At 37.7% G+C, this 17,356-nt stretch carries 9 protein-coding genes; all 9 read right to left on the reverse strand.

The genetic code is table 11. The features are described 5' to 3' along the window. Nucleotides 1–50: 50 nt before the first annotated feature. The gene (locus tag HSP_RS0102520) at nt 51–410 is read right to left on the reverse strand and encodes a hypothetical protein (protein WP_007524121.1); all 360 of its coding nucleotides are present in this window, start codon (nt 408–410) and stop codon (nt 51–53) included. Continuing rightward, nucleotides 407–808, reverse strand: coding sequence for a hemagglutinin repeat-containing protein (locus HSP_RS0102525; RefSeq protein ID WP_007524453.1), 402 nt, complete (start codon nt 806–808; stop codon nt 407–409). Before HSP_RS0102525 ends, HSP_RS0102520 begins: the two co-directional genes overlap by 4 nt. A 265-nt stretch (nt 809–1,073) precedes the next feature. Beyond that, nucleotides 1,074–1,991, reverse strand: coding sequence for an immunity 49 family protein (locus HSP_RS0102530; protein WP_007524786.1), 918 nt, complete (start codon nt 1,989–1,991; stop codon nt 1,074–1,076). A 1-nt stretch (nt 1,992) separates the two neighbouring features. Further along, the gene (locus HSP_RS10800; RefSeq protein WP_007524968.1) at nt 1,993–3,378 is read right to left on the reverse strand and encodes a VENN motif pre-toxin domain-containing protein; all 1,386 of its coding nucleotides are present in this window, start codon (nt 3,376–3,378) and stop codon (nt 1,993–1,995) included. A gap of 300 nt (nt 3,379–3,678) precedes the next feature. Further along, the gene (locus tag HSP_RS0102545) at nt 3,679–4,044 is read right to left on the reverse strand and encodes a hypothetical protein (protein ID WP_007524266.1); all 366 of its coding nucleotides are present in this window, start codon (nt 4,042–4,044) and stop codon (nt 3,679–3,681) included. A gap of 102 nt (nt 4,045–4,146) precedes the next feature. Continuing rightward, entirely contained in the window at nt 4,147–4,530 is a 384-nt protein-coding gene (locus HSP_RS0102555; RefSeq protein ID WP_007524029.1) for a hypothetical protein, read from the reverse strand. A gap of 1 nt (nt 4,531) precedes the next feature. After that, the gene (locus tag HSP_RS0102560; RefSeq protein ID WP_010128339.1) at nt 4,532–14,230 is read right to left on the reverse strand and encodes a two-partner secretion domain-containing protein; all 9,699 of its coding nucleotides are present in this window, start codon (nt 14,228–14,230) and stop codon (nt 4,532–4,534) included. Nucleotides 14,231–14,278: 48 nt separating this feature from the next. Further along, nucleotides 14,279–16,024, reverse strand: a complete 1,746-nt coding sequence (locus HSP_RS0102565) for a ShlB/FhaC/HecB family hemolysin secretion/activation protein (RefSeq protein ID WP_007525251.1) — start codon at nt 16,022–16,024, stop codon at nt 14,279–14,281. Between the two features lie 464 nt (nt 16,025–16,488). After that, nucleotides 16,489–17,334 (reverse strand): hypothetical protein, encoded by an 846-nt coding sequence (locus HSP_RS0102570; RefSeq protein ID WP_007524448.1) that lies wholly within the window; start codon nt 17,332–17,334, stop codon nt 16,489–16,491. Nucleotides 17,335–17,356: the final 22 nt, after the last annotated feature.

Here is a 17,356-nt window from a genome sequence, read left to right on the forward strand (position 1 = left end):
TGGGGAGATCTGTTGTCGCTTTCATCTTTGACTGTTTTTGAACTCTGTACTTACCCTCTATCCCCCAACGGTGTCTCAAAATTTGCTGCCACACTCGTACTTACTCCCACACTGCTGCCTTTGTAGTCGGCATGATTATCGAGATTCTTAGCATTCAACGTGCCTGTCGCAAAGCTGTTTTTCCCCTCCATTTCAGCTTTTTCAGTTGAGGTCACTAAACCACCTGTTAGCTCAGTATGCTGTTTTACATCAACATCATACCCATCATCCCCAGCAAATATCCCCACCTGCTGATTGACTGTCGCCATATCTGCCTTCATCTTCGATTTGCTGTAACCGGTACTACCCGATGCACCATAGCCTACCGTGACTTGGGCAGAAGCACTTTCTTGTTTGCCCTCATACTTCATCGTATCTTGCTGACTGATTTACCTTTGGTTTGTGAACCGATAATATTGGCATCACCTCCGCTTTCAATCGTAGTACGGCTATCTAGGCTGCCTACTTGGCTTCTCACCCACGCTTGGCTTTCATCATTGCCTGATTTAATCGTAAGGTCATCACTGTGTAAATTTAAACGTCCGCCTTCACCAGTAACTTTGACCGAAGCTAGTTGATCTAACACTGTACGGGCAAAGTTGCCGTCAGCACTTTGAGTGGATGAAAGGGTAGAGCTGATTTCAAGGTTTTTCCCTGCATAAAGGGATAAATCTTTCACCCGATGGTGCTTGTGTTTCACTCTTGCCAACACAAGCGGTTGATTTACCTCTAGAATTTGCAAAATCCTCAACATAATTAAGATAAGCATTGGCACTCATCAGAGACAGAGCGCCATCGGGGACTAATAACACTTCCCCTGATTCACTGGTGATATCCAACTGACGAACTGTTAAATCATTACTGGTTACCGCTCGAATACCACCTTTCGCAGAAATAACATTCCCCACTTCAGCATTGGGACTAAGCGGTAATAGTTATCAGCATCTAAAACAAATGGTAGATTTATTACTAAATTTTTAAGAAATACTATTTCTACAAGTTAATATTAAAAAATCTAGAAAAAAAAACTTTTTCTAGTTTTTTTCTTGTTTATTAGCTTTATTTGTTTTTTGCTTCCAAAAATCAATCCAATTTTCTAATGGCTGACTATAATCAAATTCTTTCATAAAATCATAAGGGTCTTCATATTTTTCTAGTGGTTTATATTCGATTAGTTCTTTAGGGGCTATTGGACTATCAATTCCCAGATCGAATCCGTGAATAGAAGCAATTTTCCCATACATTAATACTTGCATTTGCAAATAGAAATCAAACCAAACATTATTATCATAAACCGCGTTCTTAGCTAACTTAGGTTCAAGCAATTTTTCCAGTGCTATTTTCATTCCTTCATTATCTTTATTACATAACGCAATATAAAATTCATGATCAGGAATTCGTTTTTCATCTTTTTTTTGCATCTTAGAGTCATTCAGAAAATTTTCTGAGCGTACTTTCAAACTCTCCCAATCACCGGCTAAAGCCAATAAAGTATTTTTTAAAAAGAAACTATAAGTATCTTTCCTTTTATACTCTCCTAAAAAGCTGTTCCGAGAATTAATTAAAAAATGGATTAAATCTGGATTATCAGACATTATCGGTAAAAAGAAACAAGAGGTGTTATAACCACTTATCCAAGATAATTGTTCTTCACTGCTTAGTATTCGTAATTTAGCCCCAACGTAGGCATCTTGTTTGAATGTAGTAACATCAGAATGTAATAATAATTCTAGAGATGCTTTAGCTTCATAATAAACGCCTATCCTCCCCATATAAAAAGATGAATTTTCTTTTTTAGAATATATCTTATTTAAAAAAGAATTTACTCCTACTTCTTCATCTGCATATCCTTTACCTAAAATATATTCTGCACGTCCAATCACATGTTCTACACTTTCTTGATAATTACGCTTTCCTGAGCTACCCAGATAAATAGTATAATTTGCTGACATATTATTTTACTCCTTTTGAATTTGGAACTCTCACTGGAATTAGCTTAATTTTTCCATTTGTTTTATCTATACCTGCTACAACAGTTTTAATAGAATTAGGATCAGATTTTTCAATAGCTACACGTACAGCATCATCTTTAGGTAATTGATGGATAACTTTACTAATCCAGTCCTGTGATAATTGATTCGTTCTACCAACTCCTTTAGGACTGAGCTGAATCGTACCATTTCTAATTTGTTTACTATCAATAATAACAATAGATCCGTCTTTTCCGATTAGAACATGATCAAAACCATTATTTGAACCATATTTACCTCCCTTTAAAGGAGTATAACCTGAACGTTTCGCAAGCTCATTTATTAGTTTCTCAGTTAAGTCACCTTTCGGATCTCCATAATTAACTATCTTTTCAATTAAATCTTTTTCTGCTGCATTAGTTGGTTTTAATTCACAAGCCGATTTACAAACCTTACTTGCATTAATAAAGCCTTTATTTGTTGAAATAGCTATATTATCCACTTCATTGATCACTTGATTTAAGATAGAGTAATTCTTGAAACGATTAACTTGATCTATTACAGTAACACCAGATGCTTTAGCTAAATAGGCCGCCTTTTGTACAACTTTTGCTGCAGCTCCACCTAAAACAATACTTATACCCGGTATTCGAGTTATACTGCTCCCAATATATCCAAGAATTTCTCCAGCTAAAGCAGGATCATTTTTCATTGCATAATCTAAAGTATTATCGAGCTCTTCTACCGAAAGAACTATCTTATCAATTATTTCGTTAGGGTTTGTTATTGCATAAGCTAAATCCTTAATAGTTTGATCAAGGTGAATTATACTTTCTATGGATTCTACCCAACTATCAATGATTGCTTGGCCTTCTGCTTTTCTATAAGAATCCATAAATATCACCGCTTTATGCAAATCTCCATCGAAAAGCTGTTTAGCTACAAGCTCTATTTTTTCACTTTCTGTTATCCCTAGAGCCATTGAATCGACGGCGAAATAATTATTCTCCACTGCATTCTTCCCAATTCCTTGCCCTGTTTTCATTGCTTGGGCTGTTGATAGGGAATTTCCTCCACTTGACGATAATCCACTCGCCAGCCCAGCCGCTACCTGAATGAGTTCCGATACAGTCCGTTTCTCCGTTTCTGTCAAATTCTCTGACTCTTTGCCGAAGAGGTTTTTAGAGATGATGTTTGCCCCCACCTCGCCCGTTACCGCTGCAACTGCTCCTGTGCCAGCCTTACCACCTTGTGTGTAAGCCTCTACTGCTCCCCAAACGGCATGAGCAATCAGGTTCGCGACTTTATTGCCTTCGGTGGCTTTTTTGATTTCTGTGTTGATATAAGGCGAAATCGCACCTGCTGCCACACCTGCAGTTGGGCTGCCACCTAAGGCTAAACCAACCGCATTCGTTATCGTATCTACCCCTTGTCGATAGCTGCCTCCCGTTTCCCATTTCTCCGCTTCGTTTTCCAGTTCTTGGGCTTTAATTGTGTTGCCTTCAGCATTTACCTACTCTGCTTCCGCTCGTTTATTCTCTGCGAGAACGACAACTTTTCATTGATGGTTTGAAACTCTTGCGTCACTTTAACCTGATAATCCAGTTCTTTTTGTAACTGCCTTTGTCAAGCTAATTTTTTGATAAAATAATCATCAATAATATTCTAATCACAAATTACATACTCCCTTATCCCATTTAGGGTTTTGGTAACCACATTCTGCTGGCCAAAATTTCTTATACCCTTTTTTATCCATACAACTCCAGAATTTTTCATAATTATCTCTATGAAGTTTCTTTAAATTATTATCTCCATATTCCGCGCCACAGCTAACAGCATCTTTCCATCTCTGCTTAGAGTCCGTTTTTCCAATAGTTTCTAATTTCTGGTAGTGTGCTATGGCAGGAAACTCCTCCTTATTCTTATAACAATTACTAGAAACAACCTGAATGATAGGTCTAATACATTCATCTTCAAAAGAATATAAACAACCATTTAACATAAAAGCAGAAACAATTAATAATATCTTTTTCATATTAATTACCCCCTAGTTTAAACAATACTTTCATCATATCTAGACTGACTAAATCGGATATAGTGAATGCTACTGCAACAGGAATGACAAATACTTCTGTTATCATAAATTACATACTCCTTTATTCCATTTAGGATCCTGATAACCGCACTGGTTGTTTTTTATGTATATATACCCTTTATTTAGCATACATTCATCAATCTTCTGGTAAAATTTTTCAATATCCTGATGTTCAGGATAATAAGTCAAATTGTAGTCTCCATATTTTCCACCGCAAGAAACAAGGTCTTTCCATCTCTGCTCAGTGTTTGTTCGACCTAGAGTTGCTTTCTTTTGGTAACCCGCCACTAATGGAAATTCTTTTCCTTTATTCTTATGGCAGCTATTAGAAACCACTTGAATAATAGGTTTAATGCATTCATCTTCAAAAGAATATAAACAACCATTTAACATAAAAGCAGAAACAATTAATAATATCTTTTTCATATTAATTACCCCCTAGTTTAAATAGTACTTCCATCATATCTGGACTGATTAAATCAGATACAGCAAATGGTGCAGAAACAGGAATTGCAATCTCAGTTGTCCGATCGGCTAAAAACTGTTGAACATTATTTTTCAGGGAAGTATTTCCTTGTTTGTCGTACCATCTAGGTAATTGTCCTCCTAAATAATCGTGAGTTCCAGCAAAGCTCTCCACCAACATATCAGAGAAATCTCCCTTATTATATGGAAATTCTCTGCTACCTAAGTACCACCCACCTTGAATAGGTTGATATCCTCCTGTAGGTCCATATAAAGAACTTGCATTTTTATTTTGCTTAGAATCAATAGCATCCAATAATGATGGTAATTCTTTGCTTCCTTTATAAACCACCCATCCGTCATCATTAGTCTGACATCTATCAGCTCCACAAATAACATCTAAGTCAATCCGTACCCCACCTAATTTCACACCATCAAAATAACCACTATCATAGCTGTCATTTCTTAGAATCTGCCCTGTTTTCTCATCTTTAATCCCACCAAATAAACGAGAATTTTTTAGACTTTCTTCACGCATTTTGGTCGCAGCAAGTTGTAGTGTGCCTTGTGTGATCGCAATATCAGGCGTACCTGCAATAATCCCTACCGTTGTTTCTAACAATCGTTTTTGATATTGCAATTTATAAATTTCCTTATACAGTTCATCTTTTTCCTCTTCGGTTTTTGCTACTTTTATTTTCTCCCTCAATTCAGCTTGTTTTGGTAGCACATAAGCATCTATAGTCGAAAATGCATTCTTCCTAAAATCACGTGTTACTTTTACCTGAATATTGAGTTCTTTTAATACTTTCTCCTTATCAAAGCGGTTTTCCAGTTTACCCGAACGGCTTTCAGCATTATCAGCAGTAATATCGGTCTTAATTGCCTCCTTAGCTTGTTCTGCTGTTTTACCAGATCTTTCAAACTGAGCCTTATCATCTCGAATTGTCAGATTTTTGGTATTAATTCCTGATATCGTTTGACTATGCTGACTATCCTTATCAGAGCCAACACCAATAGACAAATCACCTACCAAAGATTCTTTGCCGTAAGCCAGAACTTTTTCTCCATAACCATGAGTATTATAGCCCCCCTCTGCTTGATACATTGGGTCACCATTTTCATTCACCGCCTGTTTATTACTCTGAGCAATCCCTTTATCCCCCAACGGCGTATCAAAATTTGCTGCCACACTCGCACTGACTCCCACGCTACTGCCTTTGTAGTTGGCATGATTATCGAGATTCTTGGCATTCAGCGTGCCTGTACTAAAACGATTTTTACCTTCCGCCTCGGCTTGTTCGGTAGAAGTCACTAAACCTGCCGTCAGTTCAGTATGGTTTTGGATATCAACATCATACCCATCATCCCCAGCAAATATCCCCGCCTGCTGATTAACTGTCGCCATATCTGCTTTCATCTTCGATTTGCTGTAACCAGTACTACCCGATGCACCATAACCTACCGTGACTTGGGCTGAAGCACTTTCTTGTTTGCCCTCATACTTCATCGTGTCTTGCAAACTCTGGATATTCAGGTTTTCCGCATTCACTTTGACCGATTTCCCTTTCACTTGTGAGCCAACAATATTTGTATCGCCTCCGCTTTCAATTGTGGTACGGCTATCTAGGCTGCCTACTTGGCTTCCCACCCAAGCACGGCTTTCACCATTGCCATAGCCTTTTGCCACATTGCCACCTGCCGTGACACCAAACGCAAAACCGCTTGAGCCATAGCCAACCGCCACACCAGCATTAAAGCCACTGGATTTATTTTTGCTCCGTTCAAGGTGGTTTTCATCTACTGCCAAAATGTTGACATCGCCCTCTGCTTTTAAGTATGTACCGCCTTTGCCTGATACATCAGAACCCACAATGGTTAAAGTTGAGTCTTTACCACCGCCTTTAGTTTTGATATTCAACTTACCTCCGGCGTTGATTTGGCTTTTTTCGGACTTATTCCCTTCACTATGTTGGGTTTCAACACTTTTTTGTTCGCCATAGGTTATTGACACACTCACATCTTGGCTTAGCGCTTGGGTTGGGTTTTGCCCCATTGCTTCGGCTAACTTGCCCACTTGCTCCGCTGTTCGCCATGCCTCAAAACCAGCATTCGCTGCCCCTAATGCATTGATTCTGTCGTTTTTACTGCCGCCCACCGATTTTGCAGATTTCACCGCAGAATCGACCGATTGTATCACTTGCACCACAGGAATATTAACTGCAATCGTCACGCCTTTCTGCTCATAAGTCCGTTTATAATTACTCTCATAATCCGAACGGGCTGCTGTAATGTTGGCTGATTTAGCGGTAATATTCACATCACCGTCTCGAGAAGTCACGATACTGCCGGTTTGTTGGTAATGCCCGTCTGTACGAATTATCGTATCACCTGACAAGCTGCCTACTTGGCTACGAGCCGCACTTTGTTGGGTTTGGTCTTGTTCAATCTGTTCTTTCTTCTTACCTACACTAAAGCCAATACCGCCCGTCCCCATTAAACCGCTTTTCGTTTTAATGTGTTCATCTTCAGCATAGTGCATATTAGTCGCAGAGGTAATATTCACACCAGCTTTGCCGTCAATCAGTAGTTGTTTATCGGCAACCACCGCAGAGCCGTGAATATCCACTTCGCCGGTTTCAGAGTAGAGTGTGACCTTATTGCCGTCTATCTCACTACCGATATTTTCGGTGGTATCGTGGTAGTGACGGTGGGTTTCAGTGGTTTTGCTGAACCAGCCTTTAGTACTGCCTTTCGAACTGCTTGCTAATTGTTCGGATTGCTCGCCCGATTCAATACGCACGTCACCTTTTGAGCCAACAAAGGTTTCACCGTTTTCGCTGCTCACTGTGGCTTGACGAAGCGTAGCATTTTCCATGCCGACTAAGCGAACACCGTCTTTACCCCTTAGTATTGAGCCAATTTCAGCTTGCTGGTCTAGGCGGTAGTAGTTATCCGCATTGCCGTTGTAGTGTTCTTTGTTGCTCACATTAAATGTAGTAATACTCAACACCTTATCTGCTTCCGCTTTTAAGCTGCCTTGACTTTCAATATTGGCTGCTTTAATCGTGAGGTTATCATCACTGTGTAAATTTAAACGTCCGCCTTCACCGGTAACTTTGACCGAAGCGAGTTGGTCTAACACAGTGCGGGCAAAATTGCCGTCAGCACTTTGAGTGGATGAAAGGGTAGAGCTGATTTCAAGGTTTTTCCCTGCATAAAGGGATAAATCTTTCACCGCTTCAATCTTACCGCCTAAGTTAATCAGGTTTTGTTTAGCCGATAAATCCACCGTGTCACCCAAAATCGTGCCTCGATTTTCCAGTTGATTACTGTGTAAGCGGGTTAAATCACGTCCTGCAATCACGCCACTATTTTGGAGATTATCAACATTACCGATAATTTGATTGGCTGAAATCACTGCTCCGCGGGAAGTAATGTCGCTATTACGAGCAACCAAATAAACTTGTGGCACAAGGGCTGTCACTTTTCGCCCATCTGTAAGTGTGATTTTTTTATTCACTAACCAAACCATATCCGTTGTGAGTTCTGACATCTGTTTCGCGGTTAAGCCTACACCTACTGCAAGGTTAAACTGTTTGGCGTATTTCACTCCGCTATTCATTAAGGCTTGGTATTGCTCTAAATCGTTAGAGTAACCTTCAATATAACGTCTGCCAGTCAGTTGGTTAATTTGTTCGTTAATTAAACGCTGTTCATAGAAACCATCGCCCAAACGTTTGTGTACGTTATCGTGGTTATGACGAAGTTGTTCAAACATATAGTCAGAACTAAGCCATTGTTTGCGGTCTGTAAATTTAGGATCGGTTTCGACCAGATACCCATTTGGTGAATCTGGATTGATTTTATAAAGACTTGCTTGTGGTAAACGAACATCTGGAAGATGAGTTTGTACCATCGGCATAGTCATGTTAGATACATTCTCAGCATCAAATTTTTCAACAGTTGTTTGTAATTTAGCTATGACTTGTCCGGAACTGATAATATTATGATTATCAATAATTGGAGTAAGCGTAATTTCTGCATTGGCACCAATAGAATTATCCAATTGTGTTTTCGCAATAGAAACTGTATTTGGGGTATCTACATTATTTGACACGATCGAGATGGTATCTAACTGAATATCTTTTACTTTTGTTTTACCATCAACTGCTGCACTGGATGTGATTGGTGTGCCGATAGTATTAAGTACTTGATCAAATGAAAAGTGTTCAGTTGGGTGAGCATAAGGTCCATATTTCAATCCATTATGATGGTAGTGGTAATGACCTTTTCTTCCTTTTTTCTTACGAATACGGTATTCAATACGATAAGTACCATTATCCTGACGATTAATTTCACCTATAATATCCTCATTATGAAGTTTTACTCTACCTCCATCTAATGAACTATTTTGAGTATTTTTATCAAAAATAGTATCTCCTAGCCAAAGTTGTTTACCTACTAATAAATGACTATATTTATTATGTAAATCTTCCCCATCTAACTTCAATGAACCACCTATAGCTATTTTAGCTGGATCTGTATATTCTAGTGTCGTTGTGTTCGTTGTTTGATTATAAAACCAAGAATACCAACCAAATCCTTCAATTCTCGTACCATTATTTAGTTGAAAATAAGAATATGGATTTCTAGAACCATTATTGACATTATAATAACCGTCTCTCCCTTCTCGATAACGGTCGGAATTGTTACCTAATGCATGCTCAACGATTTTTTCAACTTTAGTATCAATCCCTGTTTTTACATAGAGATCTTGATTTAATAAATGAGCGGTATTGATTTTACCGTCTCCAAGAGCCTCAATAGTTGCACTCCCATTATCTACAAAATCAGCTTTACCTGTTGCATGATAGTTTTCATCCAATTGTCCACCAATTGAAAGTTTATCTAAACTAAGAATCAGTGAGTGATCACGGTTAATCAGTTTTTCCACACCAAAATCTAATCTTTCTCTTGCAGCAATCGTACCAGCTTTAGTTTCTCCATCTACCGTTTCTGCTAAATTTTCGACCGTAGAAGAATTAAATGCCACATGATCGCCATAGATTTTTCCTGTGCCAATATTTGTTACAGTAGTACTATTGATTAAGGTTTTTACTCCATCAATTAAACCACGGTTCGTTAAGGTATTTGAATTAAGCGTTGTCTCATTTGATGAAAGTTCTGAATTGGCGTTATTCACAATGTTATTTGCTGAAATTGTCATTTTATTCGCAATTGTTTGTTCAGCATTATTAGTGAAGTCCCCCTCTGTTTTAAGAGTGAGATTGCCGGCTTCAAAAGCATTATTTAAAATAAAGCTATCTTTTAAGGTGATATTTAAGTCACCTTTAGTTCTAATATTCCCTTCAGATTCCAAACTTTTTGCATTTAAATTAATGGTTTTATTACCTTGAATTAGCCCATTATCATTATTTACTGTTAAATTACCACGATTTAATACATTCACTGTATTAACAGCTAATAATTCTCCATCCAGATTATCCAAACTATTATTTGAAGTTATAGAAACATTATTCGAACTATAAACTCCACCATGTTGGTTATTTAATAATGAAGTTTGTAAGGTAATATCTTTCCCCTGAAGACCTTGTGTCGGGATATTACCTTTTGCTTTTGTGCCTTGGTTATCAAGTTGCTCTGTATTAAGTGTTAATTTATCTGCATAAATGAGCGAACCATTATGAGATATCCCACTGTTATTGATTGTTTGTGCATTAATATTTGCACTAGAAGAAGAGAGCTTACCTTCTTGGTTATCAAGTGCTTTGGTTGATAAGGTTAAATTACCGTTACTTTGAATAATGCCCTGCTGATTTTGTGTACTGTCTACAGCAGTAATATTAAGCTCTCTTCCACCATAGAGCTTACCTTGTTGATTAAGTAGAGTGGATACTCCTTGTAAAACCACACTACCCAATCCAACAATACCTTTTTCTAGATCTTGAGTATTTCGGTTATTAATCACATTTTGGTTAGTATTAATTAAGAGTGCATTATCTGCACGAATAAGACCATTCTGATTATTCATTTCGCCTGAACTAATACTAGCCTGATTTTTAGAGAAAATTAAACCATCTTGGTTATTAATCTGTTGTTGAGCAGTATTAATGATTAACTGATTTGATGAGGTGATATTACCTTGTTGGTTATCCAAGCCTTTGGTCGTTAATGTAATCTGATTTTCTGCACCGATTATTCCTTGTTGATTATTTAGTACTGTTTGTGCAGCAATAGTTAAATTAGTAGACGTAGAAACAATTTTACCTGCTTGGTTATTAATTTTATTTGCATTCAATAAACCATTATTAACCACTAGGATTTCACCTGACTGATTTTGGATATCAGAGACTTGGAGTGTAGCATGATTCAAGACCGCAACCTGCCCGTTTTGGTTATCAAGTTGTTTAGCATTCAAGGTTAAATCCGTTACTACAATACCTTGATATTTATCTGAAAGCGTATTGCGATTATCTAAGATTTGTAATGTTGTAACCCCTGCTGTTTTTGCACGAATAGATCCATGTTGATTATTGAGAGTATTAGCATCTAGGTTCAGCGTACCATTTTGTGCTGAAATAAGACCTTTTACATTATTGAGATCTGATTGGTGACTATTAATAGTCAGTCTTTCCCCAAGGCTAGCAAGTACACCATTTTGGTTCTGAATCCCCTGTTTTACACCAACGTGTGCTGAGTGCTGTGCAATCAACTTACTCCCTTGATTGTTAAGGGCTTGTGTAGTTACATTCACTTGATTACCACTGATTTCACTCTGTTTGTTTGATTTAATGGAGTCAGCAACTAAATTGAGAATATTCGCAGTAATTAAACCTGCATTCTGAGAGAGTATATTGGTATTTAAATTAAGTTGCGATTGAGTACGTATTTTACCCTGATTATTAACGAGTGACGTAGTATTTACCGTGCTATTTTTTCGTGAAAGGATATTTCCATTATTGTTATTCAGGGAGCCTGTATTTAGAGCTAATAAATTCTGTGCAATAATCCCTCTATCACTCTGATTTTCCAATAATGTATCTTGATTGTTAATTGACTGGTTATTACTATTAATAGTAATTTCATTTGCTAAAATTAGACCTTGGTTATTTTCAATCATTCCACTATTGAGATTAATATGTTGAGCTGCAACAATATTTCCCTTTTCACTTTCTAGAGTGTGATTATTAGTATCAACTTTTAAAGAACCTTGCTGGCTACCAATAGTGCCATTTGTATTATCTAACTTACCCCCTGTTGTAATATTACCATCAAACTTCGAAATAATTTGACTATCTTTATTACTTAGCTCTGCTAACGTTGTGATATTCAGATGTTCAGCAAAAACTACACTGTGATTAATTGAACTCAATGAATTTGCAGTTAAATTTAATCCCTGTGCTTGGAGAGAGCCATTTTGCTGATTGAAATTATCTGATAATGTCATATCTGCCTGCTTAGCAGAACGAATGCTCCCTTGATCATTAGTGAGGTTTTTAGCATTTAAAGCCAAATTTTCTTGAGAGTAAATCAAGCCTCGTTGATTATCGATATTTGTAACATTAAGAGTTTGATTCCCTACACTGACAATACGCCCTTGTTGGTTGGTAATATTTGCAGACTGAATATTCATCTTACCAAGGGCTACAATCCCTTTATCTTGAGTGTCTGTTAAAGTCTGCTTATTAGATAGAGTTTGTTTCTGAGTATTAATAACAACATTTTGATTAGATTGAATTAAACCATTATCATTAATGAGTTCACCTGAGTTAATCAAAAGATTCTGATTAGATAGCATTGCGCCATTTGTCGTATTAATGTAACTTGTTCCAGCATTAACTATTAATTTACCATTTGACAATAATCGACCTTGTCGATTATCTATTCCCTGGGAATGAATACTTAAATTACCTTGTGTTTTAAAGGTACCGCCTTGGTTTTTGAGTTGATCATTGACCGAAATTTTCAGTTCATCAGTGCCGGTTTGTTCCCAAACTGCATTGTGTGTAGTGAGTGAACGTTGCTTAGCGGTGATTTTGTCTGCTTTAAGGTAGCTTTGTTGTGTTTGGAGTTCGGTAGGTGTGCTTAATGATAATGTTTTATCTGCAATCAACGTTGCACTATTCGCTTGAATGTGGCCTTGATGAGCTGTTACATTCACATCGTAAGCTGAGGTATGGCTATTATCAAGATCGATTTCTGAACCTTGAACATTTATCTTACCCGAAGCAAGATTTTTTCCCTGTAAGGTCGCTTTTGTCGTGGACAAAACCGTAATGTCTTTTCCTTGAGCAGAATTGGTTTCAAGAGAACGCACTTCACCTTGTGCGGTATCTTTGACTTCTACACCGGCAGCAATCAGTGATTGGGTTGAAGCACTCACTTTAGGTGCTTGATAGGTAATGCTACCTTTAGCAACAGATTCTCCATTCTGGGTAATTTGAGACGATGCTGTTTTATGGATATTACCATGACGAGCAACAAGAGAACCGTCTTGCTTAATATCAGCGGTACTGTTCAGTTTGATATCGCCTTGTTTATTTTCAACTTTACCTTTGTTTTCAATCCCTTGACTTGCGGTTAAAGTCACTGGTTTAACTGCATTAAGTGTGCCAGTATTGACAATTCGACCTTGACTATCAATTTGCAGGGTTTCGGCACTCGCCCCAATATGTCCAGCATTACGTACACCCACACCATTTTCTGTACCAATCAAGTGAATTTTGCCTGAATACATACCACCTAATTCACCCACATCGATTGCCACTTGTGGTTTTGTTTCTCCCGCAAGCGGTTGGTTTGTGTGAATAATTTGCAAATTTTTATCAGTTTCTGACCGCTTGACAGTATTTTTGCCCGTGATAACACTGGTCTCTTTTTTCGACCAGATGCCCGCATTGATTTCTGCTTCTCGAGTAAGAATCTCCGTATAATCCACGCGGCTGTTGTCTAAACCTTTGCCGCTGACTTTTACCTTACCCACTTCAACTTTAAAGTTATCCACTTGACCATTTTTGATTTCAGGCTTACCCGTAGTAAAAGTTGCTCGGTCAGAATTAATAATCCCACAACCTTCGCAATACAATCCGCTTGGGTTCGCAATAATCACATTGGCTTTTTTGCCTGCAACTTCCACATAACCTTTCATCACTGAAGGCTTGTTAGAATTGACCTCATTTAAAATAACTTTAGCTTCGCCACGTGCAAGGTAAGGGTTACCTTGAATAAGTCCTGCTTGTTGGGATTGGGTATTAGTACGACTGTTATTTAAAATGGCACCTTTCTCTGTAACATCAAACTCGCGGTATTTATTATGGGAAAGCCCTTTATCATTAGGTGTTTGAATATTAACTTGCGGTAATCCATTCGCAGTTTGTAATACAATAGGCTGCTGATTTTTCGGAGCAGTTTTATCGGCTTGAATAATTAAGGTTTCCGCAAGCGCATTACCCGAAAAGGCAACAAAACCCAAAGCACAGAATAGGCTAAAGGTTAATGGTTTTAATTGAGCTACCAGATGAGAAACTCTAAAGTCATTTCTTTCAGTTGATTTACCTTCTAATTTTGCTAATTCAGAAACCACCACTAAACGCTGTAAAGTTTTACTGAAAATCACGCGAAAACATTGTTTGTTCATACTTAACCCTTAAATTTTGCCAAAATTAACTTTGCCCGAAAAACTCAATTAAAAACTATAACCAAGACTAAAACCTGCAACAGCATCAGAGGTTCTAAATCCTTCTGGTTTACGCATCAATCTTCCCATAAATACATCGTAGCTAACCCCTTTTATACCACCTCGTAATCCAATCGCAGTCCCCATTAGATGATGCCCTAGTTGATTTTCCGTAGACCAGCCGGATACTCGGCCACCATCCACTGCCCAATAAAAAGCGTGGTTTGGGCTAAATTGCCAACTCAGCTCGTTTCGCCAGTTCCAGCCACGTTCACCTGAAAGGGAAAGTTCACCGTCAAAACCGCGCACGGTATAACGTCCACCAATCGAAAAACGATCTTGAGCAATCAGTGGGGTTTTATTCCATTGGGCATTCAAACTACTTTGCCACTGCCAAGCTTGATTACCCCATTGAAATAGTTTTGTTAAGCTCACACTTGCCGTAATAATTTTAGGGCGAGAGGTACCTTCACCAAATAGCTCTTCTGGTGCAGATAACGCACCTCGAGCAGCGGTTCCCCGTTTGAAATTTGCCGAAAGTTCAAATGTGGCTGTCGGGAAATATTCTTTATGATTAAATCCAGCTTCCCAACCTGCCATTCGGCGTTTTTGCACCTCAATTTCTGCACCGTCAATATAGTTTTGTGATTGACGAGACCATAGAGAGCCCGAAACAATCGTTTTACGTTTTGCATCTCGATAGAGTAGATAGGAGAGCGTGAGTTTGTCTGTATCACTTTCGCCTGCGTAGATGTAACTGTTATCAAACGCCCCAAAGACTTCTTGATAATATCGGCTCTGATTATGTGAAAAGGCTAAGTTCCAGTAGCCGAATGGTACGGAATAGTAAAGCATGAAATTTTTACTGGCTCGACGGCCTCTATCATCACCTTTTTGTTTAAGTGAGTGGGTAAAAGTTATATAGAAGAGGTCGTTTGCCGAGAAAATATTGTCTATGGAGAGTGTACCACTGGCTTGCCATTTTCCAGTTGAAGTAGAACCGGCATCATCCAGTCCTAAATTTAGGCGAAATGGAAACGCTTGGTTGTAACTGATTTTTAAATCACTGTCGCCCACTTCCGCTTTATCACTTTCACTAGGCAAAATTTCAATATTTGCCTCAACGGTTGGCACACGTTTTAAATTTTCAAGGGATTGTTCAATATCTCGGATATTGAGTAAGTCACCTGTATCAAATGTTAATCCTGTCAACGCATTCAAGCGGGTAAAACGAGGAACATTACCGCTGTCAGCCACAATCATATTACGCACTTTGCCCGGAATGACCGTTAAAACTAATTTTCCACCGCGTAAATCTTGTTCTTCGGTCACTACACGAGTTGTCACATAACCACGGCCGATAATTTCATTTTGAATTTGCTTCATCAAAACACCTAAACCTTCACCACCAAAACAATGTGGTAGCGTAAGCCTCAATGTTTGAGCCGCTTTATCAAAAGCCCATTGGAATTGACTTCGCGGGATAGAAGAGCCGTAATCGGTTAGCGTGATTTGATAAATAGGATAGCAGGGTGATTCAGTATAAGAGAGTAAAAGTGATTCAGAGGAAGAGGTATCGAAACGAATATCGGGCTGAGCTTGTAATTGTTCGGCCTGTGCCTGTTGATGTTGTTGCTGGCGTTGTTGCTGGGCAGCATCAACATTGCTTAATTGAGTATCAAGCGTATTAGCGAAAGTAGTAGTTGCTATCGCTGAAGAAATGAAGCTTAAAATTAAGGTTTGATGGTATCTCATAAGGTCAATAGAAGCTGTTATTCAGTCTAAAAGAGTGTATAAAATTCTTCACATTTTTGCAATTTTAAGTATAAAATAGCAACAAATAAAAGTGTTAATATAGAGTGTAAAAAAGATGCAAATTACTGTTTATATTTACAAATTCATTTTTAAATTTAAATATTCTTGATAAGTAATTGATTTAAAATATATTTTTTATTTACATTTTATAGATATATGTAAACAACCATTCTAAGTTTCATATATCAATATTATAAAATAAACCTAAAACACCAAGAGACTACTTTTAAAACAAGGAGTCTCTTTTTTTATATTTATTTCTACTAATTACACCTAATCAGTAAATATTTTCATTGACGACATTTATACTCATCCTAATAAACCCGCGCAACATAACTGCAATAAAAAAGCGAGATAAATTATTTCTCTCGCTTTTTTCACATTATGTAATGATGTTACATTTTCTAAAATTTATAAACTAAATTATCCTCATATTTTCCTGAATAGCTCGCTGATCCATTCACTACAATTCTTTTCGCTCCGTCAAATGACTGCCAATTATCTACTTTATCTTTCTGCATATACTCAATAAATCGAATAAATTCAGATTTCGTTGAACTGAAGAAAATATAAGGTGGTCTTGTAATATTGACTAATCGTAAGAAGTCTATTAAATCGAAATAAGTAGCTTGTTTATAGCTTTCTTGTTTGGTGCAAAGATAAGGTGGATCTAATACAAACAATGCTTTGCGATTGCCGGAAAATTTCGGTAGTAGAGTGTGGAATGATTCACGAATAATTTCAATATCGTCCAAATAGCAATCTGCCTTGGGGTAATCGGACTGACGGATACAATTCCAAAAATCATTCTGGAATAACTCATCGGTTGTAGCTACTTGCTGACCGCTAAATAATAACCAGCTTGCTAAACAATTCAAATATTTGTAGCCGTCAAACTCTTGAATAATTTTGACACATTTTGCTTTTACTTCCTTTGGCATTCGCTTGTTTTTAGGTACAGCACTGCCGACTGCGGTAAAAAGTTGTGAACGTAAGGTATTGATGTCACCTATATGGGCTAACCTTTCGGAGTAACCATCAAAATCATTGTAGATGACACGAGCTTTTGGCTTAATTGCTTTGGCTACATGACTCAATAATCCTGAACCACCGAAGGCGTCAATAATTATCCAGCCCTCTCCATCATCTTTGATGTGTTCATTAAGAATATTCTGAAAATGTTTCAAAAACATTCTTTTTTGCCCGATAAACGGTAGTGGGGCTTGTTTAAAAGTTTTTTTGTTTGCCATAGTTTTTCCTTCTATGGCGTTC

It is taken from the genome of Haemophilus sputorum CCUG 13788 (assembly GCF_000238795.1).
Lineage (GTDB): Bacteria > Pseudomonadota > Gammaproteobacteria > Enterobacterales > Pasteurellaceae > Haemophilus_A > Haemophilus_A sputorum.

Excerpts from the sequence above, each read along its gene's own strand:
- HSP_RS0102555 (WP_007524029.1), bottom strand. The coding sequence starts at position 4,530 with ATGAAAAAGATATTATTAATTGTTTCTGCTTTTATGTTAAATGGTTGT.
- HSP_RS0102530 (WP_007524786.1), bottom strand. The coding sequence starts at position 1,991 with ATGTCAGCAAATTATACTATTTATCTGGGTAGCTCAGGAAAGCGTAAT.
- HSP_RS0102525 (WP_007524453.1), bottom strand. The coding sequence starts at position 808 with ATGCTTATCTTAATTATGTTGAGGATTTTGCAAATTCTAGAGGTAAAT.
- HSP_RS0102520 (WP_007524121.1), bottom strand. The coding sequence starts at position 410 with ATGAAGTATGAGGGCAAACAAGAAAGTGCTTCTGCCCAAGTCACGGTA.
- HSP_RS0102560 (WP_010128339.1), bottom strand. The coding sequence starts at position 14,230 with ATGAACAAACAATGTTTTCGCGTGATTTTCAGTAAAACTTTACAGCGT.
- HSP_RS0102545 (WP_007524266.1), bottom strand. The coding sequence starts at position 4,044 with ATGAAAAAGATATTATTAATTGTTTCTGCTTTTATGTTAAATGGTTGT.
- HSP_RS0102570 (WP_007524448.1), bottom strand. The coding sequence starts at position 17,334 with ATGGCAAACAAAAAAACTTTTAAACAAGCCCCACTACCGTTTATCGGG.
- HSP_RS0102565 (WP_007525251.1), bottom strand. The coding sequence starts at position 16,024 with ATGAGATACCATCAAACCTTAATTTTAAGCTTCATTTCTTCAGCGATA.